Origin of the sequence: Paracoccus sp. 228 (genome assembly GCF_000967825.1) — a bacterium.
GTDB lineage: Bacteria > Pseudomonadota > Alphaproteobacteria > Rhodobacterales > Rhodobacteraceae > Paracoccus > Paracoccus marcusii.
Genome location: NZ_JYGY01000001.1, coordinates 60413 through 86700, shown reverse-complemented (window position 1 = coordinate 86700; position 26288 = coordinate 60413). Strand labels below are relative to the sequence as shown.

General features: G+C 66.1%; 26 protein-coding genes. 4 read left to right on the top strand and 22 right to left on the bottom strand.

The window, feature by feature from the left end:
* Window positions 1-34 precede the first annotated feature (34 nt).
* The 3 genes from lpdA to queA form a co-directional block, all read right to left on the bottom strand.
* On the bottom strand, window positions 35-1426 hold the full coding sequence (gene lpdA / locus SY26_RS00390; RefSeq protein WP_045998831.1) for a dihydrolipoyl dehydrogenase: 1392 nt from the start codon (window positions 1424-1426) through the stop codon (window positions 35-37).
* Window positions 1427-1492: 66 nt separating this feature from the next.
* Window positions 1493-2749, bottom strand: coding sequence for an MFS transporter (locus SY26_RS00385; RefSeq protein ID WP_045998830.1), 1257 nt, complete (start codon window positions 2747-2749; stop codon window positions 1493-1495).
* An 85-nt stretch (window positions 2750-2834) separates the two neighbouring features.
* Window positions 2835-3881, bottom strand: coding sequence for a tRNA preQ1(34) S-adenosylmethionine ribosyltransferase-isomerase QueA (gene queA, locus SY26_RS00380; protein ID WP_045998829.1), 1047 nt, complete (start codon window positions 3879-3881; stop codon window positions 2835-2837).
* Window positions 3882-3999: 118 nt separating this feature from the next.
* Here queA and SY26_RS00375 point away from each other — a divergent pair, with 118 nt between their 5' ends.
* Together SY26_RS00375 and bfr are read left to right on the top strand one after the other, a co-directional pair.
* Window positions 4000-4293: a bacterioferritin-associated ferredoxin gene (locus SY26_RS00375; RefSeq protein WP_045998828.1), complete on the top strand. Its 294-nt coding sequence runs from the start codon at window positions 4000-4002 to the stop codon at window positions 4291-4293.
* Window positions 4241-4726, top strand: a complete 486-nt coding sequence (gene bfr / locus SY26_RS00370) for a bacterioferritin (RefSeq protein ID WP_045998827.1) — start codon at window positions 4241-4243, stop codon at window positions 4724-4726. The genes SY26_RS00375 and bfr overlap by 53 nt, the downstream gene beginning before the upstream one ends.
* A gap of 4 nt (window positions 4727-4730) precedes the next feature.
* Here bfr and SY26_RS00365 read toward each other — a convergent pair whose 3' ends face one another.
* Window positions 4731-5405, bottom strand: a complete 675-nt coding sequence (locus SY26_RS00365) for an HAD-IA family hydrolase (protein ID WP_045999555.1) — start codon at window positions 5403-5405, stop codon at window positions 4731-4733.
* Window positions 5406-5522: 117 nt separating this feature from the next.
* Between SY26_RS00365 and glmU the strand changes: the two genes are divergently transcribed.
* On the top strand, window positions 5523-6866 hold the full coding sequence (gene glmU, locus SY26_RS00360; RefSeq protein WP_045999554.1) for a bifunctional UDP-N-acetylglucosamine diphosphorylase/glucosamine-1-phosphate N-acetyltransferase GlmU: 1344 nt from the start codon (window positions 5523-5525) through the stop codon (window positions 6864-6866).
* The gene (gene glmS / locus SY26_RS00355; protein ID WP_045998826.1) at window positions 6866-8683 is read left to right on the top strand and encodes a glutamine--fructose-6-phosphate transaminase (isomerizing); all 1818 of its coding nucleotides are present in this window, start codon (window positions 6866-6868) and stop codon (window positions 8681-8683) included. Before glmU ends, glmS begins: the two co-directional genes overlap by 1 nt.
* 27 nt (window positions 8684-8710) lie before the next feature.
* Here the strand turns inward: glmS and trmB are convergent, their stop codons facing one another.
* From trmB to SY26_RS19730, 18 genes are all read right to left on the bottom strand, one after another.
* On the bottom strand, window positions 8711-9424 hold the full coding sequence (trmB, locus tag SY26_RS00350) for a tRNA (guanosine(46)-N7)-methyltransferase TrmB (protein ID WP_052715133.1): 714 nt from the start codon (window positions 9422-9424) through the stop codon (window positions 8711-8713).
* Window positions 9425-9618: 194 nt separating this feature from the next.
* Window positions 9619-11295: a ribonuclease J gene (locus SY26_RS00345; RefSeq protein ID WP_045998824.1), complete on the bottom strand. Its 1677-nt coding sequence runs from the start codon at window positions 11293-11295 to the stop codon at window positions 9619-9621.
* Window positions 11288-12067 carry a type III pantothenate kinase gene (locus tag SY26_RS00340; protein ID WP_045998823.1) on the bottom strand — a complete coding sequence of 260 codons (780 nt, stop codon included), beginning with the start codon at window positions 12065-12067 and terminating at the stop codon, window positions 11288-11290. Before SY26_RS00340 ends, SY26_RS00345 begins: the two co-directional genes overlap by 8 nt.
* A 4-nt stretch (window positions 12068-12071) precedes the next feature.
* A complete protein-coding gene (locus tag SY26_RS00335) occupies window positions 12072-12806 on the bottom strand; it encodes a biotin--[acetyl-CoA-carboxylase] ligase (RefSeq protein ID WP_232303229.1) in 735 nt (244 codons plus the stop codon).
* Window positions 12807-12831: 25 nt separating this feature from the next.
* Entirely contained in the window at window positions 12832-14292 is a 1461-nt protein-coding gene (nuoN, locus tag SY26_RS00330; RefSeq protein WP_045998822.1) for an NADH-quinone oxidoreductase subunit NuoN, read from the bottom strand.
* A gap of 10 nt (window positions 14293-14302) precedes the next feature.
* Window positions 14303-15856 carry an NADH-quinone oxidoreductase subunit M gene (locus SY26_RS00325; RefSeq protein WP_045998821.1) on the bottom strand — a complete coding sequence of 518 codons (1554 nt, stop codon included), beginning with the start codon at window positions 15854-15856 and terminating at the stop codon, window positions 14303-14305.
* A gap of 1 nt (window position 15857) precedes the next feature.
* The gene (gene nuoL, locus SY26_RS00320) at window positions 15858-17996 is read right to left on the bottom strand and encodes an NADH-quinone oxidoreductase subunit L (RefSeq protein ID WP_045998820.1); all 2139 of its coding nucleotides are present in this window, start codon (window positions 17994-17996) and stop codon (window positions 15858-15860) included.
* Between the two features lie 4 nt (window positions 17997-18000).
* Window positions 18001-18306 carry an NADH-quinone oxidoreductase subunit NuoK gene (gene nuoK, locus SY26_RS00315; RefSeq protein ID WP_042248542.1) on the bottom strand — a complete coding sequence of 102 codons (306 nt, stop codon included), beginning with the start codon at window positions 18304-18306 and terminating at the stop codon, window positions 18001-18003.
* A 58-nt stretch (window positions 18307-18364) separates the two neighbouring features.
* Entirely contained in the window at window positions 18365-18967 is a 603-nt protein-coding gene (locus SY26_RS00310; RefSeq protein ID WP_045998819.1) for an NADH-quinone oxidoreductase subunit J, read from the bottom strand.
* Window positions 18964-19377, bottom strand: a complete 414-nt coding sequence (locus SY26_RS00305) for a carboxymuconolactone decarboxylase family protein (protein ID WP_045998818.1) — start codon at window positions 19375-19377, stop codon at window positions 18964-18966. The genes SY26_RS00310 and SY26_RS00305 overlap by 4 nt, the downstream gene beginning before the upstream one ends.
* Window positions 19374-19865 (bottom strand): NADH-quinone oxidoreductase subunit NuoI, encoded by a 492-nt coding sequence (nuoI, locus tag SY26_RS00300; protein ID WP_045998817.1) that lies wholly within the window; start codon window positions 19863-19865, stop codon window positions 19374-19376. Before nuoI ends, SY26_RS00305 begins: the two co-directional genes overlap by 4 nt.
* Window positions 19866-19868: 3 nt before the next feature.
* On the bottom strand, window positions 19869-20900 hold the full coding sequence (nuoH, locus tag SY26_RS00295) for an NADH-quinone oxidoreductase subunit NuoH (RefSeq protein ID WP_045998816.1): 1032 nt from the start codon (window positions 20898-20900) through the stop codon (window positions 19869-19871).
* An 18-nt stretch (window positions 20901-20918) separates the two neighbouring features.
* The gene (locus tag SY26_RS00290) at window positions 20919-21665 is read right to left on the bottom strand and encodes a hypothetical protein (RefSeq protein ID WP_045998815.1); all 747 of its coding nucleotides are present in this window, start codon (window positions 21663-21665) and stop codon (window positions 20919-20921) included.
* A 5-nt stretch (window positions 21666-21670) separates the two neighbouring features.
* Entirely contained in the window at window positions 21671-23683 is a 2013-nt protein-coding gene (gene nuoG, locus SY26_RS00285; protein WP_045998814.1) for an NADH-quinone oxidoreductase subunit NuoG, read from the bottom strand.
* A 10-nt stretch (window positions 23684-23693) separates the two neighbouring features.
* Window positions 23694-24095: a DUF5333 domain-containing protein gene (locus SY26_RS00280; protein WP_045998813.1), complete on the bottom strand. Its 402-nt coding sequence runs from the start codon at window positions 24093-24095 to the stop codon at window positions 23694-23696.
* A gap of 101 nt (window positions 24096-24196) precedes the next feature.
* Window positions 24197-25492 carry an NADH-quinone oxidoreductase subunit NuoF gene (gene nuoF, locus SY26_RS00275; protein ID WP_045998812.1) on the bottom strand — a complete coding sequence of 432 codons (1296 nt, stop codon included), beginning with the start codon at window positions 25490-25492 and terminating at the stop codon, window positions 24197-24199.
* A 24-nt stretch (window positions 25493-25516) separates the two neighbouring features.
* Window positions 25517-25726, bottom strand: a complete 210-nt coding sequence (locus SY26_RS00270; protein WP_045998811.1) for a DUF5337 domain-containing protein — start codon at window positions 25724-25726, stop codon at window positions 25517-25519.
* On the bottom strand, window positions 25726-26286 hold the full coding sequence (locus tag SY26_RS19730) for a hypothetical protein (RefSeq protein ID WP_052715055.1): 561 nt from the start codon (window positions 26284-26286) through the stop codon (window positions 25726-25728). The genes SY26_RS00270 and SY26_RS19730 overlap by 1 nt, the downstream gene beginning before the upstream one ends.
* Between the last annotated feature and the right edge of the window lie 2 nt (window positions 26287-26288).

Genomic DNA, 26288 nt, shown 5'->3' with positions numbered 1-26288 from the left:
ACCGCCCCCCTTCGTTCCCGTGTTCCAGCCGCGATCAGAAGTGGATGGCCCGCCCGTATGCGTCCAGCACGGATTCGTGCATCATCTCGGACAAGGTAGGATGCGGGAAGACCGTCTCCATCAGGTCCTGTTCGGTCGTCTCAAGCTGGCGCCCGATGACATAGCCCTGGATCAGTTCGGTCACCTCGGCGCCGACCATGTGCGCCCCCAGAAGCTCGCCCGTCTTGGCGTCGAAGATAGTCTTGATCATGCCTTCCGGTTCCCCAAGCGCGATGGCCTTGCCGTTGCCGACGAAGGGGAAGCGGCCGACCTTGATGTCCAGCCCCTGCTCCTTGGCCTTGGCCTCGGTCAGGCCGACCGAGGCGACCTGGGGGTGGCAATAGGTGCAGCCCGCGATGCTGCCCGGCTTGATCGCATGGGGGTGCTTGCCCGCGATCAGCTCGGCCACCATCACGCCCTCATGGCTGGCCTTGTGCGCCAGCCAGGGCGCGCCGGCCAGATCGCCGATGGCATAGACGCCCTCGACCCCGGTGCGGCAGTATTCGTCGGTGATGACATGGGTGCGATCGACCTTGATCCCGGCCTCCTCCAGGCCCAGTCCCTCGGTGTTGCCGACGATGCCCACGGCAGAAATCACCGTGTCGAACTCCTGCGTCTCGACCTTGCCGCCGACCTCGATATGGGCGGTGACGGTCGAGCCCTTGCGGTCCAGCTTCTTGACCGCGGCCTTTTCCATGATCGTCATGCCCTGCTTGACGAATTGCTTCTTGGCAAAGGCGCTGATCTCGGCATCCTCGACGGGCAGGACGCGGTCCATGACCTCGACCACGGTCGTCTTGGCGCCCAACGTGTTGAAGAAGCTGGCGAATTCGATGCCGATGGCGCCCGACCCGATGACCAGCAGCTTCTTCGGCATATGCGGCGGGACCAGCGCGTGCTTGTAGTTCCAGACCAGCTTGCCGTCCGGCTCCAGCCCCGGCAGCTCGCGCGCCCGCGCGCCGGTGGCCAGCACGATGGATTTCGCGGTCACCTCCTCGGTGCCCTTATCGGTCTTGACGGTGACCTTCCCCTTGCCGGCCAGCTTGGCCTCGCCCATGATCACCGTCACCTTGTTCTTCTTGAACAGGTGGCCGATGCCGCCGGACAGCTGCTTGGCAACGCCGCGCGACCGCTTCACGACCGCGTCCAGGTCATAGCCCAGCCCCTCGGCCTTCAGCCCGAATTCCTTGGCCCGGTGCATCAGGTGATAGACCTCTGCAGAGCGCAGCATGGCCTTGGTCGGGATGCAGCCCCAGTTCAGGCAGATGCCGCCCAGATGCTCGCGTTCGATGCAGGCCACCTTCAGGCCCAGCTGCGCGCCCCGGATCGCGGCCACATAGCCGCCCGGCCCTGCGCCGATCACCACCAAGTCGAAATTCTGGGCCATCGGGTCCCCCGCTGATGAATTATAGTTCAGCGTTAAACCATTTGCCCCAAGGCGGCAAGCGGGCGGTCAGGTCGCAGGCTGGGGCGACGGGTCGTCCGACTGCGCCTCCTCCAGCACCGCATCGACCGCCAGGGGGGTCGCGTTGGGCGTGATGACCGCAAAGCTGCCCTGTTCGTCCGGGGTCAGGGCACGACGCTGCGTGGTGCGCCATCCCGCATAGGCCGTCAGCAGCGCCAGCAGGACGCCCATGTAGACCCAGTACCCGTCGGGCCCGATGATCCCCATCATCCAGCCGGTGATGATCGGCCCGCCCATGCTGCCGATGCCATAGATGAACAGAAGGCCCGCCGATGCCGACGCCATGTCGGACTGATCCAGATAGTCGTTGGTATAAGCCAAGAGCAGCGCATAGACCGGGTTCGCGACCCCGCCCATGATCGCCCCAGCGATGACCAGGCCAAGGGTTCCCGGCTGCGCCGCGACGGTCACCAGACCGCACAGCCCGCCGATGGCCGACATGCCCAGGACCAGCTTGCGCCGGTCATAGCGGTCCGAAATCCAGCCGATCGGATATTGCAGGACCAGCCCCCCTGCATAGATCGCGGCCACGAACAGGCTGATCTGCGCCACCGACAGCCCGATCTGGGCGCCCCAGACCGACGACATGCCCGACAGGACCGAGAACACGCCCCCGATCAGGAAGATCCCCACGCAGCCCAGCGGCGATGCCTTGTACAGCTTTGCAAAGGACATCCGCTTGATCGTCTGGAACTGCGGCGCGGGCTGGGCCGACAGCAGGATCGGCGTGAAGGCCAGCGACACCAGCACCGACGGGATGATGAACAACAGATAGCCCGCCGGGCTGCTGACGTTCAGCAGGGCCTGCGCGATCACGATGCCCAGCAACTGCACGATCATGTAGAGCGACAGCGCCTGGCCGCGGTTCTCGTTCGTCGAGCCGGCGTTCAGCCAGCTTTCCGCCGTGACATAGACCCCGCAGAAGCAGAACCCGATCAGGAACCGCAGGACCGTCCAGCTGATCCAGTGCGGCTCGACCGCGAACAGGACCAGCACGGCGCTGATCAGCGACCCCAGGGCGGCAAAGACGCGGACATGGCCGACGTTCTTGATCAGGTCCGGCACGGTCAGGCTGCCCAGCAGGAACCCGCCGTAATAGCTGGCCATGACGATGGACATCTGGAAGGTCGGGATGCCCTCGATCCCGCCGCGGATGCCCAGCAGGGTGCCCTGCATGCCGTTGCCGACCATCAGCAGAAGGATGCCAAGCAGCAGCGGCCATGTGGTGCGCAACACCGAAATCATCGCGGGTCTCGTCTTGTTCAGGGGCGTGGGGGCGGAATGCCCGACCTATGCCCGACGGGGCCCCGATGCCAGCAGGAAACCGACCTCAGGGGATCAGCAGCGACGCATCGCCATAGCTGAAGAAACGATAGCCCCGTTCGACCGCATGTCCATAGATTTCCCGGATTTTCTCGGACCCCATCAGGGCCGAAACCAGCATCAGCAGCGTGGATTTAGGCAGGTGAAAGTTCGTCATCAGCCCGTCGGTCACCCGGAATTGATAACCGGGATAGATGAAGATGTCGGTCGTGCCCCGGAACGGCGCGATCCGCCCGACCTGGGGGGCGGCCGCTTCGATCAGGCGCAGGGCGGTGGTGCCCACCGGGATCACCCGGCGGCCCTCGGCCTTGGCGCGGTTGATCGCCTCGGCGGCCTCGGGGGACACCTCTCCCCATTCGGCGTGCATCCGGTGGGTGGTGACGTCGTCGACCTTGACCGGAAGGAACGTCCCCGCCCCCACGTGCAGGGTCACATGCACGAACTGGACGCCCTGCGCCGCCAGCGTCTCCAGCAGGGGGGCGTCGAAATGCAGGCTGGCCGTGGGGGCCGCGACCGCGCCCTGCCGCGCGGCCCAGACCGTCTGATAGTCATCGCGGTCCTGGTCGTCCGGCGCCCGCAGCGCCGCAATATAGGGCGGCAAGGGCATCGCCCCCACCTGTTGCAGCGCCGCGTCGAACGCATCACCCGTGGCGTCGAAGACCAGGCGCAGGCCGGTCGCGGTCATCTCGGCCACGGTGGCGGACAGGGCGTCGCCGAACCGGATCACCTCGCCCACGCGCAGCTTGCGCAGCGGCTTGGCCAGCGCCTGCCAGCCCTCGGCCGCGGGTTCCAGCAGCGTGACCTCGATCCGCGCCACGGCCTCGCCCTGCGGGGTCTGGCGGGCGCGGGTGCCGGTCAGGCGGGCGGGAATGACCTTGGTGTCGTTCAGCACCAGCAGGTCGCCGGGGCGCAGGATCTGCGGCAGATCGCCCACATGGCGATCGGCGATCACCCCGCCTTCCGCCAGCAGCAGGCGTGCGGAACTGCGCGGCTTGGCGGGCCGCGTGGCGATCAGGTCGGCGGGCAGGTCGAAATCGAAATCGGACAGCTTCATGGCACGGGGTTTTGCGGCCCGCCCACGCCCGCGTCAAGCAGCCGTGATGCCAAAGCGAAAACGTCGGACTTTACAAGCCCGACAGAATTGGTAAGTCTCCGCCCGACAGGAGCCCGCCATGATCGTCTGCCACTGCGCCATGATCTCGGATCACGACATCCGCGCCGCCATCGACTGGATGCGCGCGGCGGATGCCCAGACCATCATCACGCCGGGCAAGATCTATCACGCCCTAGGCAAGCGCGCCGATTGCGGGGGCTGCATGCCGCTGTTTCTGGACACCATGCGCGCGTGCGATAAGCTGGGCGTCGCACCGCCGATTTTGCGGGCCAGAACCGACAGCAAGAAGGATGCCACCCATGAAGGGCGACGCAAAGGTCATCGAGTATCTCAACGCCGCACTGCGCTCTGAGCTGACGGCGGTCAGTCAGTACTGGCTGCATTATCGTCTGCAGGAGGATTGGGGCTTCGGCAAGATCGCCGCCAAGTCGCGCGCCGAATCCATCGAGGAGATGAACCACGCCGACAAGCTGATCCAGCGGATCATCTTTCTGGAGGGTCATCCCAACCTGCAGCGTCTGGACCCGCTGCGAATCGGACAGAACCTGCGCGAGACGCTGGACAGCGATCTGGCCGCGGAACATGACGCGCGCACGCTGTACATCGAGGCGCGCGACCATTGCGACGCCGTCGGCGACTATCCCAGCAAGATGCTGTTCGAGGAGCTGATCCAGGACGAGGAAGGCCATATCGACTTCCTGGAGACGCAGATCCACCTTTTCGAGACGATCGGCGCCCAGAACTATGGCCAGCTGAACGCCAAGTCCGCCGACGAGGCCGAATAGGCCCTCAGCCCAGCCAGTCGCGGGCGATGGCGGGCAGCTGGTCGAAATGCGCCAGCAGAACCTCGGGCGCCAGGCGAGAGATCGCCTCGCCCTCGGGACCGAAGCTGACCAATGCGACGCGCACCCCGGCAGCCGCGGCCGTCTTGCGGTCGGTCTCGGTATCGCCCACCAGGAAGGACTGCGCGACGGTGCCGCCCGCGCCCTCGACGGCGGCCTGATAGGGGCGCGGGTCGGGCTTGCGCACCGGCAGCGTGTCCGCGCCTATCATCGCGCCGAACCGGTCCCGAATGCCCAGTTCGCGCAGCAGCGTCTCGGCCAGGGCCTCTGGCTTGTTGGTGCAGACGGCCAGGCGGTGCCCGTCGGCGGCCAGACGGTCCAGCGCCGCCTCGACCCCCGGATACAGCCGCGTGTGCACGGCGATCGCCGCACCGTAATGGGACAGCAGGCTGTCGAAATCCTCATCCTCGGCACCGGGGGGCAGCAGCGTGTCGCTCGACATCCGGCCATAGCCCGCCCGCAGCATCGCCCGCCCGCCATGAAACGCGATCAGCGCATCCGCGACCGGGTCCAGCAGGTCGCCCAGGCCCCGCGCGCGAAAGCACGCATTCGCCGCCGCGACCAGATCGCCCGACGTATCCGCCAGCGTTCCGTCCAGATCGAAGACCACCGTACCCGCCATGCGCCATCCCCCGTGGAAATGTTCGGAAAACAAAGGTGACCGCGCCGGGCCTTTCCAGCGCGTCCCGCCCCGATTAGAACGCCATGAAGAAAAAGCAAACAGGCGATGAGGGCGGTGATGTCGGAAGCTGGATTGGCGGTCGTGGTTCTGGCGGCGGGACAGGGCAGCCGGATGCAATCGGACCTGCCCAAGGTCCTGCACCGTCTTGGCGGGGTGCCGCTGGTCGGGCATGCGCTGCGCGCGGCGCGCAACCTTCAGCCGGAACAGATCGTGGTCGTGACGGGCCACGGCGCGGACGCCGTCGCCCGGGCGGTGGCCAAGCTGGATCCCGAGGCCGCGACCGTGCTGCAGGCCGAACAGCTGGGCACCGGGCACGCCGTGCGGCAGGCCCTGCCCAGCCTGGAAGGATTTGAGGGGCGGGTGATCATCCTGTATGGCGACACCCCCTTCATCGCCCAGGACACGCTGGACGAACTGGCAGCCCACCCCGCCGATCTGGTCGTCCTGGGCTTCGAGGCGGACGATCCCGGCCGCTATGGGCGGCTGGTCGTCACCGACCGCGGGCTGGAGCGTATCGTCGAGTACAAGGACGCCGACGCTGCGACCCGCGAGATCGTGCTGTGCAATTCCGGCGTCATGGCGCTGCAGGCCGATCTGTTGCGCCGCCTGATCGTGGGACTGGGCAACGACAATGCCGCGGGCGAGTACTATCTGACCGACCTGGTGGCCCTGGCCCGCGCCGAGGGGCGCCGCGCCGACGTCGTGATCTGCGACGAGGCCGAGACGCTTGGCATCAACACCCGCGCCGAACTGGCCGCAGCCGAGGCCGCCTTCCAGGCCCGTGCCCGTGCGGCCCTGATGGAGGATGGGGTGACCCTGACCGATCCGGGCAGCATCTTTTTGGCGCTGGACACGGTCATCGGGCGCGACGCGGTGATCGGGCCGAACGTCGTCTTCGGCCCCGGCGTGACGGTGGAATCGGGCGCCGAGATCCTGCCCTTTTGCCATCTGGAGGGTTGCCATGTCAGTGAAGGGGCCACCGTCGGACCCTTTGCCCGTCTGCGCCCCGGCGCCGAACTGGGCACGGATGTCCATGTCGGCAACTTCGTCGAGATCAAGAACGCCGTCCTGGACGAGGGCGTCAAGGTCGGCCACCTGACCTATCTGGGCGACGCCCATGTGGGCGAGCACACGAATATCGGCGCTGGTACCATCACCTGCAATTACGACGGCGTCTCCAAGCATCGGACCACGATCGGCCCGCGCGCCTTCATCGGCAGCGACACGATGCTGGTGGCCCCCGTCCATGTCGGCGCGGACGCCATGACCGGATCGGGCAGCACCATCACCGAGGACATCCCGGACGGCGCCCTGGCCATCGGCCGGGCCCGCCAGGTCACGAAACCGGGCCTGGCGACCCGCCTGATGGCGGCGCTGCGGCTGAAGAAGGAGGCGCGCTGATGTGCGGCATCATCGGAATCCTGGGCAACCACGAGGTTTCCCCGCAGCTGGTCGATGCGCTGAAGCGGCTGGAATACCGCGGCTATGACAGCGCCGGCGTGGCGACCGTGGACGCGACCGGACAGCTGTCGCGCCGGCGCGCGGTGGGCAAGCTGGTCAACCTGTCGGACCTGCTGGTCCATCGGCCGCTGACGGGGCATGCGGGTATCGGACACACGCGATGGGCCACCCATGGCGCCGCGACCGAGGTCAACGCCCATCCCCATCAGTCCGGCCCCGTCGCCGTCGTCCATAATGGCATCATCGAGAATTTCCGCGAACTGCGCGCCGAACTGGCCGATCGGGGCATCATGCCCGAATCGCAGACGGACACCGAAACCGTCGCGCTGCTGACCGCGCATCACCTGGATCAGGGCCTATCGCCGGTGGAGGCCGCCCGTGCCACGCTGGCCCGCCTGCAGGGGGCCTTTGCGCTGGCCTTCCTGTTCCAGGATCAGCCCGACCTGCTGATCGCGGCCCGCAAGGGCAGCCCGCTGGCCGTGGGCCATGGCGACAAAGAGATGTATCTTGGTTCGGACGCGGTGGCGTTGGCGCCCTTCACGGACCGCATCACCTATCTGGAGGATGGCGACCACGCCGTTCTGACGCGCGCGGGCGTGCAGATCTGGGACGCGGAGGGCCACCAGGTCCACCGCGCCACCGCCCGCATCGATGTCGGCGCGACCGTCATCGACCGTGCCGGGCACCGTCACTTCATGGCCAAGGAAATCGCTGAACAGCCGGTGGTGATAGGCGACGTGCTGAACCATTACGTCAAGGGCGACCGCATCGTCCTGCCGGACGGCCTGGATTTCGCGGGCTTGGACCGGGTGACCCTGGTCGGCTGCGGCACCGCGCATCTGGCGGGGCATGTGGCGAAATACTGGTTCGAACAGCTGGCGGGCCTGCCCTGTGACATCGATGTCGCCTCCGAATTCCGCTATCGCGAACCGCCCTTGTCGGATCGCAGCCTGTTCATCGCCGTCAGCCAGTCCGGAGAGACGGCGGACACCCTAGCCGCCCTGCATTATGCCCGCGGTAAGGTGGCGCGGACCGTGGGGCTGGTGAACGTAGGCACGTCGGCCATCGCGCGCGACGCCGACATGGCGCTGCCGACCCTGGCGGGGATCGAGGTCAGCGTGGCGTCGTCCAAGGCCTTCACCTGCCAGCTGGCCGTGCTGGCCGTGCTGGCGCTGAAGGCGGCGCATGACCGTGGTCGGCTCGACGATGCCGCCCTAACGGCCCATCTGCGCGACCTGCGCGCCATCCCCGCGCTGCTGGCGCAGGCGCTGGCCCTGTCGGACGACTGCCGGATGCAGGCCGACTGGCTGGCGCAGGCCCGCGACGTCCTCTACCTGGGACGGGGTGCATTGTACCCCGTCGCGCTGGAAGGCGCGCTCAAGCTCAAGGAGCTGAGCTATATCCACGCCGAGGGCTATGCCTCCGGCGAGCTAAAGCACGGCCCCATTGCGCTGATCGACGGCGACGTGCCGGTGGTGGTGCTGGCGCCGCATGACGCGCTGTTCGACAAGACCATCTCGAACATGCAGGAGGTGATGGCCCGTCACGGCCAGGTGCTGCTGATTTCGGACGCTGCGGGGATTACGGCGGCGGGCGACGGCATCACGGCCAGCCTGGCCCTGCCCACCGGCGGCGGAGTGTTCCAGCCGATCCTCTATGCCGTGCCGATGCAGTACCTTGCCTATCACACAGCGGTCGCCAAGGGCACTGATGTCGATCAACCCCGCAACCTGGCAAAATCCGTCACCGTGGAATGAAAAAGGCCCGCTTCGGCGGGCCTTTCCCTACAGACGGCGAAAGGTCACGTAATGGGGCGGACGCCCCTCGCGCAGGGCCTTCTGCTCGTAACGGGTGCTGATCCAGTCGTCCCATGCGACAGGGGTGTCGTCGAGCGTCTCGAACCCGGCGGGCGGCACCTCCTCGCGGGTCTGACGGATATAGTCCGGGATGTCGCTGGCGACGCGAAAGATCCCGCCGGGGCGCATCACGCGGGCCAGGGGGCGCAGGTGTTCGGGCGTCACGAACCGCCGTCGATGGTGGCGCGCCTTGGGCCAGGGATCCGGATACATCAGGAAGGCGCGCTCGACGCTGGCATCGGGCAGCACGTCCATCAGGTCGCGCGCATCGCCCGGGTGGACGCTGACATTCGTCACGCCCGCCGCCCGGATCTTTCCCAGCAGCATCGCGACGCCGTTGATGAACGGCTCGCACCCGATGATGTTGATGTCGGGATAGGTGGCGGCCATGTGGACCATGTGCTCGCCACCGCCAAAGCCCACCTCAAGCCAGACGGGGCGGTCGTTGCCGAAGATCGCGGCAGGGTCGACCGGGGTGCGTTCCGGGTTGTCCTGCAGGGTGATGCCGCAGGGCCGCAGCTCGCCCAAATCCTCGGACAGATAACCCTTCTGGCTCTGCCGCAGGGTCTTGCCGTGCCGCCGTCCATAGAAGTTGCGGCGGGGCGGGTTCGGATCAAAGCCGGATTCGGATGTGTCGCTCATGACGCCGGGCATTGCCGCAAGCGCGGCGCGGTTTCAAGCCCCCTGTGCGCCTTTGCGTCCCGCGGTGGCCGGGGGGCTTCGCACCCCCCGGACCCCCTGCGGGATAATCGAGCCTTCGCCTCCGCTCCGTGGGACATCGGGGGGTCCGGGGGGCTGGCCCCCCGGCCCGTCGCGGGACGCAAGCCTGGTTCCGGTCAGTCGGCCATCAGGCGGCTGATGCTGACGGTGACCTCGGGCTTCTTGCCGATCTCCTCCATCGCGACCTGGCGGGTGATCTTGCGAATCGCCTCGTCCATCTTGCCGTCGTCGCGCACGGTGCGTGCATCGGCACGCTCTAGGAACTCGGACAGCTCGGCCTCGATCTGGCGCGCCAGCTCGCCGCCCGAACGGGTCCGCTCGGACAGGCCCATCAGTTCGACCCAGGCATCGGGCAGGACATTGTCGTCCTCGTCCACGATCACACTGACCATCGCGTGCCCGTTCAGCGCCATGCGGATGCGGTCGCGCACGACCCCGTCCATCGCGCCGATCAGCAGGTTACCATCCAGATAAAGGCGCCCCGTTTCGACCTGATCGCAGACCTTGGGGCGATCGCCCGTCAGGTCCAGCATCGTGCCGTTGGTCACGATCTCGGCGGTCATGCCCTTGGCACGGGCCAGCATCACATGCTCGCGCAGGTGCAGGTGCTCGCCATGCATGGGGATCACGACCTTGGGCCGCAGCAGGTCGTGCATCGCCTCGATGTCGGGCCGGTTCGCGTGACCCGAGACGTGGTAGAGCCCGTCATCGGCGTCCCAGACCTCGACTCCGGCCTCGCTCAGCGCATTCATGATGCGGCCGACCGACTTCTCGTTGCCGGGAATGGTCTTGGAGCTGAAGAGGAAGCTGTCGCCTTCCTTCAGGGACAGGCCCAGATAGCGGCCGCGCGACAGCTGCGCGCTGGCGGCGCGACGTTCTCCCTGGCTGCCGGTGACCAGCAGCAGGACCTTGTTGCGCGGCAGCTTGGCGGCCTCCTCGGGCCCGATCGTCTCGGGGAAATCCTTCAGGATGCCACTGTCGAAGCCCACGCTGACCATGCGCCGCATCGCGCGGCCCAACAGGCATACCTTGCGCCCCGAAGCGCGCGCCGCATCGGCCAGCGTCTTCAGACGGGCGATATTGCTGGCAAAGGTGGTGGCCACGACCAGGTTCGGCTGCGCCATGACCCATTCCAGGATCGGGGTCGCCAGAACCGCCTCGGACCGACCGGGATGGGTCGAAAAGATGTTCGTGCTGTCACAGGCCAGGACCTTGACGCCCTTGCCCTCGGCGGCGATCTGCGACAGGCCGACCGGGTCGAAGGCGTCGCCCACGACCGGGGTCACGTCCATCTTGAAGTCGCCCGTATGCACGACGCGACCCGCAGGCGTGTCAATGATCAGCGCGCTGCTTTCCGGGATCGAGTGGCTGATCGGCACGAACTGCACCCCGAAGGGGCCTACATTGGTCACGGCAGGGCGCGCTTCGGTGATGTTGACCACCTCGGTCGGCAGGCCGTGCTCCTCCATCTTCAGGCGCACCAGCGTCCCGGTGAAGCGGCGTGCATAGATCGGCACGTCCAGCCGCTTCCACAGATGCGCGATGGCACCGATATGGTCCTCGTGGCCGTGGGTGACGAAGATCGCCTCCAGCCGGTGGCGGTTCTTCTCCAGCCAGGTCAGGTCGGGCATGATCAGGTCGATCCCCGGGCTGCCCTCCATGTCGCCGAAGGTGACGCCCAGGTCCACCAGGATCAGCCGCTCCTTGCCGGGCAGGCCGTATCCATAGACATAGGCGTTCATGCCAATTTCGCCCGCTCCGCCGAGCGGCAGATAGATCAGGCGTTCAGCCATTTCCCATCTCCTTGTTAAAGTCGTGAATGAGCCGAAGCCCGTGCATCGTCAAATCGTCTTCAATCGCATCGAACAGGTCGAACCCCTGATCGAACAATGGCGCAAGCCCGCCAGTGGCTATCACTTTCATGGGTCGGTCGCGCTCGGCGCGGATCTTGTCCACGATACCGTCGACCAGCCCCACATATCCCCAGAACACGCCTGACTGGATACATGCAACCGTATTCGTGCCGATCACCGTCGCCGGCATCGTCACATCGACATGCGGCAGGGACGCCGCCCCCATGTGCAGCGCCTCCAGCGACAGGTTCACACCCGGCGCGATGACGCCCCCGATATAGGCGCCGTCGATGTCGACCACGTCGAATGTGGTGGCCGTGCCGAAATCGACCACGATCAGGTCCGGGCCGTGCCGGTCATAGGCGCCGACCGTGTTCACCAGCCGGTCGGGCCCCACGGTCGTCCCCGCATCGACCCGCGGCGGCACCGGCAGCAGGCAGTCGGGCTTGCCCACCACCAGGGGCCGCGTGTCGAAATAGCGGTTGCACAGCACCCGCAGATTGAAGACCACCCGCGGCGCCGTGGCGCTGATGATGCAGGCGTCGATCTGCAACTCGAACCGCTGCACCGCGATCAGCGTGGACAGCCAGACATAGTATTCGTCCGCCGTCCGCCGATGATCCGTGCGGATCCGCCAGTGGGACAGGAACCGCGTCCCGTCCCAGATCGAGAAGACAGTGTTCGTGTTGCCGGTATCGATGCACAGCAGCATGGATCTAGCCCCCGAAATGGATGTCTGCGGCGGAAATCGCCTGGCGGCCGCGCGGACCCGTCAGGATAAGGGCGCCGGTTTCGTCGATACCGTCGAAGCGCCCGGTGATCTCGGCGGTGCCGGTTCGGGCGGTGATCGTCTCTCCCAGCCTTGCGGCGCGGGCCAGCCAGGCCGCGCGGATCGGCGCAAAGCCATAGGCCGCCATCTGCCGCATGCCGTCGTCGAAACGGACGGCCAGCGCGTCCAGCAGATCGTCGGGCGTCACGGTCAGGCCGGTCTCTCCGGCCAGGCTGACCGGACGCAGAGCGCCGGCCTCGACCTCGGACGGCTCCGGGGCCTGCGCCAGATTGACGCCGATGCCGATCGCCAGGACCGCGACCTGTCCCCCTGCCCCGCTGCTCTCCAGCAGGATGCCGGACAGCTTGCCGCCGTTCAGCAGGACGTCGTTGGGCCATTTCAGGGACAGGTTCAACGCCGGACCGCACAGGTCGCGCAGCGCGTCATGCACGGCCAGCGCCGCGACGAAGGACAACCGCGCCGCATCGGCCGCAGCTCCCTGCGGCCGCAGGACCAGCGTCGCGGCAAAGTTTCCGGGCGGATCGGTCCAGGCGCGGCCGCGGCGACCACGTCCGGCCTGCTGTTCGCGCGCCATGATCCAGGCCGGGCCACCAAGCGTCGGGGCCAGCCTGAAGGCTTCCGCGTTGGTGCTGTCCACACGGTCCAGGACATGGCGTGCCACGCCCTGGGGCCATGTGGCGGGCGGGTTATTCACCTGCAACCGGGGCTTCACCGACAAGCGACTGCGCGGCCAGCGCCGCGGCATCGTCGATGCCCAGCAGGGTGATCGAACCCAGCAGCAGCGCGAAGGCCGGCACCAGCAGGGCGGCGTACTGCACGCTGCCCATGCGGCTGGTCACGCCCTCGGTCTCGGCGCCGAAGTACATGTAGTACACGATGCGCAGGTAATAGAACGCGCCGATGACCGATGCGATCACGCCGGCGACCGCCAGCCATGCCATGCCGCCATCGACCGCTGCCGACAGCACGCCGTACTTGGCCCAGAAACCGACCAGCGGCGGCACGCCCGCAAGGCTGAACATCAGCAGCAGGACCGCCATCGCCTTCAGCGGCTCGGCGCTGGCAAAGCGGTTCAGGCTCTCCAGGTCGGTGATCGGGCGGCCGTCGCGTTCCAGCGACAGGATGAAGGCAAAGCTGCCCACGTTCATGACCGCATAGATGGCCATGTAGATCAGCATGGCCTGCACCCCATAGGCGGTGCCCGCAGCCAGGCCGACCAGCGCAAAGCCCATATGCGCAATCGAGGAATAGGCCATCAGACGCTTGATGTTGCGCTGACCGATGCCCGCGATCGAGCCCAGGAACATCGACAGCAGCGCCAGCACCGCGATGATCTGACCCCAATCGGCCGGCACGTTCCCGAAGGCGTCGAACATCAGCCGCGCGATCAGCGCCATCGCCGCGACCTTGGGCGCAGTGGCCAGGAACGCGGTCACCGGCGAGGGCGAGCCTTCATAGACGTCGGGCGTCCACATGTGGAACGGCACGGCGGACACCTTGAAGGCCAGGCCGACCAGAAGGAACACCAGACCGAACAGCAGGCCCAGGGGCAGGCTTCCGGCCTGAACGGCCTGCATGATGCCGGCGAATTGCGTGGTGCCGGCAAAGCCGTAGACCAGCGACGCACCATAGAGCAGCAGGCCGGAGCTGAGCGCGCCCAGCACGAAATACTTCAACCCGGCCTCGGACGATTTGACGCTTTCGCGGCGCATGGCGGCGACGACGTACAGCGCCAGCGATTGCAGCTCCAGGCCCATGTACAATGACAGCAGGTCGCCGGCCGACACCATCACCATCATGCCGACGGTCGCCAGCACGATCAGGATGGGGTATTCAAACCGCATCAGTCGATGCCGTTCCATGTACTCGGCGCTCATCGCCAGGACGGCGGCACCGGAAAGCAGGATCGTGACCTTGGCGAAACGGCCGAAGGCGTCGTCCATGAACATCCCGAAGAACGCGCTCTGCTGCGGGCGGTCGGCCATGCCCACCACCATCGCCGCCGCCAGAAGCGCCGCCACGCTGGCCCACAGGATCTGCCGTGCGATCCGGTCCTTGCCCAGATAGGCCCCCGCCAGCAGCGCGGCCAGCGCATAGATCGCCAGCAGCAGCTCGGGCAGAATGGTGGAGATATCCAAACCGGTCATCGTGCGTTCCTCAATGGCTGGCGGTGGCCGAGGCCAGGTCGCCCGTCGCCGCATCAGCAGGCAGCGCGTCGTTGTAATTCACCAGCAGCGCCTGGACCGAGGGGCCGGTGATGTCGGTGACCAGGCGCGGATAGACGCCCAGGATCAAGGTCATGGCGATCAGCGGCGCAAAGATCCAGCGTTCGCGCGGGGTCATGTCGGTGATCGTGCGCAGGCTTTCCTTGATCAGCGCGCCCATGGTGACGCGGCGGTAAAGCCACAGCGCATAGGCCGCCGAAAGGATCACGCCGGTCGCCGCGACAAAGGCCACCCAGGTGTTGGCATGGAACGTCCCCATCAGGGTCAGGAACTCGCCCACGAAGCCCGATGTGCCGGGCAGGCCCACGTTGGCCATGGTGAAGAACATGAAGACCAGCGCATAGACCGGCATCCGGTTCACCAGACCGCCATAGGCGTCGATCTCGCGCGTGTGCATGCGGTCGTAGATGACACCCACGCAGAGGAACAGCGCCCCCGAGATGAAGCCGTGCGACAGCATCTGGAAGATCGCCCCGTCCAGACCCTGCTGGTTGGCGGCAAAAATGCCCATGGTCACATAGCCCATGTGGGCGACCGACGAATAGGCGATCAGCTTCTTCATGTCCGACTGTGCCAGCGCCACCAGCGAGGTGTAGACGATCGCGATGGCGGACATCCACAGGACGACGCCCTGCAGCAGGTCGGACGCCACTGGGAACATCGGCAGGCTGAAGCGCAGGAAGCCGTAGCCACCCATCTTCAGCAGAACCGCCGCCAGGACTACGGAGCCCGCAGTCGGCGCCTGCACGTGCGCGTCGGGCAGCCAGGTGTGGACCGGCCACATCGGCATCTTGACCGCGAAGCTGGCGAAGAAGGCCAGGAACAGCAGCGTCTGCATGCCGCCGACGATGCTGAAGCCCATGATCGCCATCGTCTCGGACGGGAAGTCGAAGGCCAGCAGCTGGGCGATGTCGGTGGTGCCCGCAGTGCGTGCCATCGCGATCATCGCGACCAGCATCAGCACGGAGCCGATGAACGTATAGAGGAAGAACTTGAACGAGGCATAGATGCGGTTCTTGCCGCCCCAGATGCCGATGATCAGGAACATCGGGATCAGCCCCGCCTCGAAGAACAGGTAGAACAGGATCAGGTCCAGCGCCGCGAAGACGCCGATCATCAGCCCTTCCAGCACCAGGAAGGCGATCATGTATTCCTTGACCCGCATCTTGACGTCCCAGCAGGACAGGATGGTCAGCGGCATCAGGAAGGTGGTCAGCATGATGAACAGGACGGAGATCCCGTCGACGCCCATCTTGTAGCGCAGGCCCATGATCCAGGCGTGATCCTCGACGAACTGGAAGCCCGTGTTCGCAGGCTCGAAGCCCGACAGCAGGAACAGCGACACAAGGAAGGTCGCGCTGGTCGCGATCAGGGCCAGCCACTTGGCGTTCTTCTGCGATGCTGCGTCGTCGCCGCGCAGGAACAGGGCCAGGATGCCCGCCGCCACGATCGGCAGGAAGGTGATGATGGAGAGAAGGTTCGTCATGTCAGTGCGCGCCCCGCATCATCACCCAGATCAGCAAGCCCACGATGCCCAGAACCATCGCGAAGGCATAGTGGAACAGATAGCCCGACTGCACCCGTCCGGCGAACCGGGTCAGGCGCGGGATGATTCCCAAGGCCAGCCCGTTGATGGCGCCGTCGATAACGGCTCCGTCACCTGCCGTCCACAGCTTGCGGCCGATCCAGCGCGCGGGACGCACGAAGATCGCGTCATAGGCCTGGTCGAAGTACCACTTGTTCAGCAGGAACTGGTACAGGCCCCGCTGTTGCGCCGCCAGCTGGCCGGGCAGTTCGGGACGGCGGATGTACATCAGCCAGGCCAGACCGAACCCGATCAGCATCGCGATGAACGGCGACACCTTGACCCAGGCGGGGACATAGTGGGCGTCATGCATCACGTGGTTGTCCGGCCGCATGTAGATCGCACCGGGCGTCACGGTATAGCTGGCGATGTCGGCCGGATCCTCGGCCGCGCCTGCGGCGGCGTGGGTTGCGGCACCCTCGGGCTCTGCTGCGGGGGCCTCGGCCACGCTGCCTTCCAGGGCCGTGCCGGTGCCCGCGACGGCGACGCCTTCGGCATGGCCGGCCTCCTCGTGGTGGACGGCGGCCTCGATCCCGAAGAAGCCGGCAACGCCCTCCTCCTCGAAGAAGCTGTTGTACCAGATCATGCCCGCGAAGATCGAGCCGAAGGCCAGCACGACCAGCGGCGCGGTCATCACGCGCGGGCTCTCATGCGCGTGGTCATGCGCATGATGATCGCCGCGCGGCGAGCCGAAGAACGTCATGAACATCAGCCGCCAGGAATAGAAGCTTGTCATCAGCGCCGCGATCACCAGCATCCAGAAGGCGTAGGTGCTGCCGACGAAAGCGCTCTCGATCACGGCATCCTTGGACAGGAAGCCCGCGAAGCCGATATGGGTCAGCGGGATGCCCACGCCCGTGATGGCCAGCGTGCCGATCATCATCGCCGCGAAGGTCAGCGGGATCTTCTTGCGCAGCCCGCCATAGTTCCGCATGTCCTGTTCGTGATGCATCGCGTGGATCACCGAACCCGCGCCCAGGAACAGCATCGCCTTGAAGAAGGCATGCGTGAACAGGTGGAACATGGCGACCGAATAGACGCCGACGCCCGCCGCCACGAACATGTAGCCCAGCTGCGAACAGGTCGAATAGGCGATGACGCGCTTGATGTCGTTCTGGACCAGACCGACAGTCGCCGCGAAGAAGGCGGTGGTCGCGCCGATATAGACAATGAACATCTTGGCTTCGGGCGCGAATTCGTAAAGCGGCGACATCCGGCAGACCAGGAACACGCCCGCGGTAACCATGGTCGCCGCGTGGATCAGGGCCGACACCGGGGTCGGGCCCTCCATCGCGTCGGGCAGCCAGGTGTGCAGGAACAGCTGCGCCGACTTGCCCATAGCGCCGATGAACAGAAGGATCGCCAGCACGTTGGCCGCGTTCCAGTCACGCCATAGGAAGGTCATCTCGGTCTGGGCCAGCATCGGGACCTGGGCGAAGATCTCGTCGAACTGGATCGACCCGGTCATCCACCACAGGCCGAAGATGCCCAGCAGGAAGCCGAAGTCACCCACGCGGTTGACGATGAACGCCTTCATCGCGGCGGCGCCAGCCGACTGCTTCTTGAAATAGAAGCCGATTAGCAGATAGGAGGCGACGCCCACGCCTTCCCAGCCGAAGAACATCTGAAGCAGGTTGTCGGAGGTCACCAGCATCAGCATCGAGAAGGTGAAGAACGACAGATAGGCGAAGAAACGCGCGCGATAGGGCTCGTCATCGCCGAAATTCTCGTCATGCGCCATGTAGCCGAAGCTGTAGAGGTGCACGAGCGCCGAGACCGAATTGATTACGATCAGCATGATCGCGGTCAGGCGGTCCAGGCGGATCGCCCATTCGGAGGTGAAGTCGCCCGAGACGATCCAGTCCATGACGGGGATGCTCTGCGGCTCGCCCAGGGTCAGGAAGACAACCCAGGACAGGGCCGCGGCGGCGAACAGGATGGCTGTCGTCAGGATCTGCGCGCCGCGCTCTCCGATCAGGCGCCATCCGAAGCCTGCAATCAGCGCACCCAGCAGGGGCGCGAAAAGAATGAACTGAGCCATGACCCTAACCCTTCATCACGTTGACATCTTCCACCGCGATCGTGCCGCGGTTGCGGAAGAAGACGACCAGGATGGCCAGGCCGATGGCCGCTTCGGCCGCGGCGACGGTCAGGATGAACATGGTGAAGATCTGCCCGCCCAGATCGCCCAGATGGGCCGAAAATGCGACGAAGTTGATGTTGACCGCCAGCAGCATCAGCTCGATCGACATCAGGATGACGATGACGTTCTTGCGGTTCACGAAGATGCCGAAGATCCCGGCGACGAACAATATCGCGCCCACGACCAGGTAATGTGTCAATCCGATCATCAGTTCAGTCCCTCCGGGCTCTCTCACCCGTTGATATTCCGTTGGCTGGGGCGGAGGCTTACAGCCCCTGCCCCGGCTTGACGTCGCGCAGCTGCATGGCCTTGGCCGGATCGCGGTGCATCTGGGCGATCACGTCCTGGCGCTTGACGTTGGTGCGGTGCCGCATCGTCAGCGTGATCGCCCCGATCATCGCGACCAGCAGGATCAGGCCCGAAATCTGGAACGGCAGGATGTAGCGGTCATAGAGCAGCAGACCGATCGCGTTGGTGTTCAGAACCTCGGTCGCCATCGGCACGGACCGCAGGGTCGCCGACTGGTCGCTGCTTTCCCACGCGCCATAGGCGATGGCCAGCTGCGCCAGCAGGACGATGGCGATCAGGCCGGCCAGCGGCAGATAGCGGGCGAACTCGCCCTTCAGCTTGGTGAAGTCCACGTCCAGCATCATGACCACGAACAGGAACAGCACCGCGACCGCGCCGACATAGACGATGATCAGCAGCATGGCCACGAACTCGGCGCCCAGCAGGACGAACAGCCCCGCGGCCGACAGGAAGGCCAGGATCAGCCAAAGCACCGAATGGACCGGGTTGCGCGCCAGCACCACCATGAAGCCGGCCGTGCAGACAGAGATGGCGAACAGGTAGAATGCGAATGTCATCATGACTGGGGGCTCCCCTCGGATTCGGTAAAGACGCCCTGGGCGATCTCCAGCGCCTTCTGCATCGCCGGCAGGCCGCCGAACATTCCCATCTGATAGATCACCTCGGCGATCTCGCGCGGGGTGGCGCCTGCCTCGATGGCGTGGCGGATCGTCATGCGCATCTGCGGTTCGGCCAGCGCGCCCTGCACGGTCATCGCCGCGATGGTCACCAGCAGGCGGGTGCGCGCATCCAGGCCGTCGCGGTTGAAGGTCTTGCCGAACCACATCTCCAGCATGTCCGCGGGCATGGTCGGGAACATCTTCTCGAACGCCTTGACGTCGAAATGCTCCAGCGCCGGATTGAAGGTCCGCGCCATCTCCTGTCCCTGGCTCAGCATCTGCTGGAACATCTTGGTGAAGGGATCGGTCATCTGTAGGGCGCGTCCATCGCCAGGTTGCGCGCGATCTCGGACTCCCAACGGGCGCCATTGTCCAGCAGCTTGTCCTTGTTGTAGAACAGCTCCTCGCGGGTCTCTGTGGCGAATTCGAAGTTCGGTCCTTCGACGATCGCGTCGACCGGGCAGGCCTCCTGGCAGAAGCCGCAATAGATGCACTTGGTCATGTCGATGTCATAGCGTGTCGTGCGGCGCGAGCCGTCGTCGCGCGGTTCGGCATCGATGGTGATCGCCTGCGCAGGGCAGATCGCCTCGCACAGCTTGCAGGCGATGCAGCGTTCCTCGCCGTTGGGATAGCGGCGCAGGGCGTGCTCGCCGCGGAAGCGCGGCGAGAGCGGACCCTTTTCGTGGGGATAGTTGATGGTCGCCTTGGGCGCGAAGAAATAGCGCATGCCCAAGCCGAACCCTTTGATGAAATCCACCATCAGGAAGTACTTGGTGGCGCGGACGACGTCGAAAGCCATCTTTTACACTCCTGCCCAACGGGCCCAGAAGGTCCCGAAGACTTCGAATTTCGCAAGGAACGCCACGATCACGACCCAGCCCAGTGACAGCGGCAGGAACACCTTCCAGCCGATCCGCATCAACTGGTCATAGCGGTACCGCGGCACGATGGCCTTCACCATGGCGAACATGAAGAACCAGATGACCATCTTGAGGAACATCCAGATCGCGCCGTCCGGCAGGCCGGGGATGGGCGACAGCCAGCCGCCGAAGAACAGCAGGCTGATCAGCGCGCACATCAGCCACATGGCGATGTATTCGCCGGCCATGAACAGCAGATAGGGGGTCGAGGAATATTCGGTCATAAAGCCCGCGACCAGTTCGGATTCCGCTTCCGGCAGGTCGAAGGGCGGGCGGTTGGTCTCGGCCAAGGCCGAGACGAAGAACAGCACGACCATCGGCAGGTGCGGCAGCCAGAACCACGACAGCAGTCCCGCCCCGCGCTGCGCCTCGACGATGGCGGTCAGGTTCATCGAGCCCGCCGAGATGATCACGCCGATGATGATCAGGCCCAGGCTGACCTCATAGCTGATCATCTGCGCCGCCGACCGCAGCGAGCCCAGGAACGGGAACTTGGAGTTGGACGCCCAGCCCCCCATGATCACCCCATAGACCTCCAGCGATGAGACCGCGAAGATGAACAGGATGCCCACGTTGATGTCTGCCATGACCCAGCCCGGCGCGAAGGGAATCGCCACGAAGGCCAGCAGCGCCAACATCATCGACAGGAACGGCGCCAGGAAGAACACGAACTTGTCCGCGCCCGCGGGCACGACGATTTCCTTGACCACGAATTTCAGCGCGTCGGCGAATGTCTGAAGGACGCCCCAGGGCCCGACCACGTTGGGTCCACGGCGCATCTGCACCGCCGCCCAGATCTTGCGGTCGCCATAGACCATGTAGACCAGCGACAGCATCACGAAGACGATCAGCGCCAGGCCCTGCGCCAGCAGGATCAGCGCGATGCCCCAGGAGGATGCCCAAAATTCAGCCATGATGCCAGTCCCTTTGCCTTACGCCGTTGGAATGCCGCGTGCGTCGCATTCGCGCAAGGTCTCTTCCGTTTCCATCACCCGCAATCCCATCGGCTTGCTGTCCGACAGCAGGAACGCCGATCCGATCAGCAGCTTGCCGTTCCGTTCGGCCTGAAGCGTGCGGACATGCCGACCATAGGGGTTGCCGTTGTCGCGGGCCCAACCGGCCAATGCGCAGGTGGCATACGAGAACGCGATATCCGCGTCCACCCCCTGCTGCAGATTGGCCGTCACCTCGACCAGATCGGCGCCCGCGCCGCGGTTCAGCGGCACCACCTGCACGGCGATGAAGGATTCGGGCGCGATCTCGGTCCCCTCGGCCAGCACCGGCAGCGCGGGCTGGGTCCGGGCGGCGAACGCCTCCAACGCCTTTTGCTGCGCGGTCTTCTCCCGCGGGCGGTTGGGCGCGACCAAGCCTGCGAAATCCAGGTCCAGGTTCTGGTTCAGCGCCTCGAGGTCGGCCTCAGTCACAGCAAAGGCGTCGCGGCCGCCGGGGCTGTCCAGATCCATCGTCGTGACGCTGCCGTCCTCCTCCAGGATCAGGATCTCTCCCGACTGGCTGGACACGCGGGCGCGGCCAAGCCTGTCGCCCCCCGCCACCGAGGCCGCCACCGGAGGACGCGCCTCCGCCCCCCCACCGGTCGAGGTCTGCATGCAGCCCGACAGGGCCAAGACGGCCCCGATCAGGGCCGTCACCGAAGCGCTTGTCCGAACAGTGGGGGTCATCCTTGTTACTCCGCAGCCAACGCGGGCATATGGCGCGCCGCAGCCATGCGCGACAACTCTCCCATCAGCGGAGAGCTGCGTGCGATCGGGTTCGTCAGGTAGAAATCACGGATCGGGTTCACGAAGGCCGCCTGGCCCAAGTCCCGCATCGGCAGGGGCTGCCAGTCGCTCTCGACGACCTGATCGACCTGGCCCAGATGCGGCACCGCCTCGACCAGCGCACGACGCAACTGCGCCAGGCTGTCCCACGGCAGGGTCTGGCCCAGCTCGGCCGACAGGGCGCGCAGGATGGCCCAGTTCTCCTTGGCCTCACCAGGCGCGAAATTGGCGCGCATGGCCAGCTGGGGACGGCCCTCGGTGTTCACGAACAGGCCCATCTCCTCGGTATAGCAGGCGGCGGGCAGGATGATGTCGGCGCGATGCGCGCCCCGGTCGCCATGGCTGCCCTGATAGATGACCACAGGACCCGCGGCGATCTCGACCTCATCGGCGCCCAGGTTGAAGATCACCTGCGCCCCGTCGATCACGGCGGACATCCCGCCCTCGGTCACGGCACCCACGTCCATCGCACCCACGCGGCCCGCGGCGGTGTGCAGGACCAGCAGGCGCGCACCGGTGGTCTGGGCCAGGGCCTGGGCGGCAGCCAGCACGGCCTCGCCGTCGGCCTCGCGCAGGGCGCCCTGCCCGATGATGATGATGCCCGCGTCCTCGGACTGTTCGGCCTTCTCCAGCAAGGCAAACAGCGCCGCGCGGTCGGTGCCCGCATGGTCATAATCGAAGGTCAGATCGACTGCCGGACCGACGACCGTGACCTGCGCGCCGCGTGCCCAGGCTCGGCGCAGGCGGGCGTTCAGCACGGCCGCCTCGTCGCGCGGATTGGTCCCGATCAGCAGGATGGACGCGGCGGTGTCGATATCCTCGATCACCGCATTGCCGACATAGCCCGACCGGTTGCCCGCGGGCAGGCGCGCGCCGTCGGTGCGGCATTCCACCGAACCGCCCAGCCCCTCGACCAGCGTCTTGAGGCTGAAGGCCGCCTCGACCGAGGCCAGATCACCGACCAGGCCCGCGACCTTGCCGCCCTGCATCGCGCGGGCGGCAGCCGTCAGCGCCTCGGGCCAGGTGGCCGGGCGCAGGCGACCGTTCTCGCGCAGATAGGGGGTATCCAGACGCTGGCGGCGCAGACCGTCCCAGACGAAGCGGGTCTTGTCGCTGATCCACTCCTCGTTCACCGCGTCATGGTTGCGCGGCAGGATCCGCATCACTTCACGGCCCTTGGTGTCCACGCGGATCGCGCTGCCAAGCGCGTCCATGACGTCGATCGTCTCGGTCTTGGTCAGCTCCCACGGGCGGGCGGTGAAGGCATAGGGCTTCGACACCAGCGCGCCAACCGGGCACAGGTCGATGATGTTGCCCTGCAGGTTCGATTCCAGCGTCTGGTTCAGATAGCTGGTGATCTCGCTGTCCTCGCCGCGGCCGGTCTGGCCCATCTGGGTGATGCCCGCGACCTCGGTCGTGAAGCGCACGCAGCGGGTGCAGCTGATGCAGCGCGTCATGTGGGTCTCGACCAGCGGCCCCAGGTTCAGCTCCTCGGAGGCACGCTTCGGCTCGCGATAGCGGCTGAAATCGACGCCGTACGCCATCGCTTGGTCCTGCAGGTCGCATTCGCCGCCCTGGTCGCAGATCGGACAATCCAGCGGATGGTTGATCAGCAGGAACTCCATCACGCCTTCGCGGGCCTTCTTGACCATCGGGCTGTTGGTGCGGATCTCGGACGGGGCGCCGTCGGGACCGGGGCGCATGTCCTTGACCTGCATCGCGCAGGAGGCGGCGGGCTTGGGCGGGCCGCCCACGACCTCGACCAAGCACATCCGGCAGTTGCCCGCGATGGACAGCCGCTCGTGATAGCAGAAACGCGGGATCTCGATCCCGGCCTGCTCGCAGGCCTGGATCAAGGTCAGGTTCGGATCGACCTGGATCTCGATGCCGTCGATCTTGATTGTCCGCAATTCGGCCATGATGACTTCCTTATCTGGCACTCAGCAGCGATCCTGCGACCGTCTGCCGTGCGATTTCGTCCCGCCCGAGGCGGCAAAAGGTTTCCGGCTGTCCGTTCACGACACCGTTCTGGACCATATAGCGGTCTGCTTCGGCATAGATGCGTCGGCGATCCTCGCGGCTGTCCAGAAAGGTCTCGATCTCGGTCTCGGAATAGCCCTGATCCAGGGCATAGCGTTTCAGCGCGCGCGCCTCGCTGAAGGCACGGATCATCCGCGCGCTGATGTCGGGGCATCCCCGGCGCAGCATGTCGGCCACACGGGCCTGGACCAGCCGGTCGTTGATGTAGGTCTCCTGGCTCAGCGGCACCTGCGCGACGGCAGGAAGGGCCAGAAACGCCAGGGCGATGGCGGCAAGCATGGGTCGTTTCATCACGGCATCCTTTCGGTGATCACGTGCCTCCACGTAATCACCGGCCGGGCGCATTGCCCGACACGACCCCGTGCGGGGATCGTGATATGCCGCCGTCATGCTCATTCCGCGGCCAGCGCGCCCGTGCGCCCGGTCTTCTTGGCGATCAGGCGATCCTCGATCTCTCCGCGGAAATTGCGGATCAGGCCCTGGATGGGCCATGCCGCCGCATCGCCCAAGGCGCAGATGGTGTGGCCTTCGACCTGCTTGGTCACGTCAAGCAGCATGTCGATCTCCTCGACCTCGGCCTCGCCGGACACCAGGCGCGCCATGACGCGCATCATCCAGCCGGTGCCCTCGCGGCAGGGCGTGCACTGGCCGCAGCTTTCGTGCTTGAAAAAGGCGGACAGGCGCCAGATCGCCTTGATGATGTCGGTCGACTGATCCATCACGATCATGCAGCCGGTGCCAAAACTGGATTTCAGCTCGCGCATGCCGTCGTAATCCATGATGGCGTTCTCGCACTGCTCGGCCGTCAGGACCGGGCAGGAGGCACCACCGGGAATCACCGCCTTGAGGTTCTTCCAGCCGCCGCGCACGCCACCGCCATGCTTCTCGATCAGCTCTTTCATGCTGATCGACATGGCCTCCTCGACCACGCAGGGAGCGTTCAGGTGTCCGGTCAGCCCGAACAGCTTGACGCCCGCGTTGTTCGGACGGCCGAAGCCCGCGAACCACTCCGCCCCGCGGCGCAGGATCGTCGGCACGACGGCGATGGATTCGACGTTGTTCACCGTGGTCGGGCAGCCATAGAGACCCGCGCCCGCCGGAAACGGCGGCTTCATGCGCGGCATGCCCTTCTTGCCTTCCAGGCTTTCCAGCAGCGCGGTTTCCTCGCCACAGATATAGGCGCCGGCGCCGTGGTGCAGGTACAGGTCGAAATCCCATCCCGACCCGGCCGCATTCGCGCCCAGAAGCCCCGCGTCATAGCATTCGTCGATGGCGGCCTGCAGGGCCTCCTTTTCGCGGATGTATTCGCCGCGCAGGTAGATGTAGCAGACATGCGCGTTCATCGCGAAGCTTGCGATCAGCGCACCCTCGATCAGGGTGTGCGGATCATGGCGCATGATCTCGCGGTCCTTGCAGGTCGCAGGCTCGGATTCGTCGGCGTTGATCACCAGATAGCTGGGCCGGCCGTCCGATTCCTTGGGCATGAAGGACCATTTCAGACCGGTCGGAAAGCCTGCGCCGCCGCGTCCACGCAGCCCCGAAGCCTTGACCTGCTCGATGATCTTGTCGCGCCCGCGGCCGATGATGTCGCCGGTCCCGTCCCAATGGCCACGCTTCTGCGCGCCGGCCAGGCTGCGGTCGCCCATGCCATACAGGTTGGTGAAAATGCGATCCTGGTCTTTCAGCATCCGATACGTCCTTTATTCCCGGCGTCACGCATTCCTGCGCCGCCAGATACGCCAGGTCACGATCAGCGACCAGACAAAAGCGCCGATGGCGGCAAGGTCGGCCAGAAAGGCCCACCGCGCCGCCCAGTCATAGTGCTGCCCGATCGCCTGGATGGCGAGCCAGATCAGCATGGTCGTCGCGATCACGATCGCGACCAGCCGCATCTGGCGGGCGTCCTGCGCGGGGTCCGCCATCACCCCGCCTCCTGCCTGCGTGCGGCCAGCGCGCGCGCCTGCCCCACCCAATCGTCATTGCGGATGCGCGACGCGGCGCGGCCGATCCCGGCCGCCATGCGATCCACGTCGGCATCGTCCCAGGCCGCGATCTGCGCGAACCGCGTCACGCCCGCCTGTTCCAGCGCCTGCTGGACCTTGGGCCCGATGCCCTTGATGGCCCGCAGGTCGTCCGGCCCGCCGGCATAGATACTGCGCGCGGCGTCCGGCGTCTCGCGCGGGGCGGCCGGCGGAATGGCATCCCCCGACGGCGCAATCTCGGGCGCAGCCGCAGGCGCCGGTGCCTGCCGGACGGGCGCGGCCGCGACAGGCTGAGACGGCAGCGGCATCGCGTCCCAATCCGGCGCGTCCATTCCGACCCCGCGGGGATCGCCAAGCCAAGCCACCATCAGGGCCAGCAGGCCACCCGCGATCAGCGCCAGCACCAAGGCCGCCAGCCAGCCCATCTGCCCGAACAGGCCGATGCCCAGAAAGACCAGCAGCGCCGTGACGGCTCCGGTGGTTCTGCTGGCGGGTGTCATGG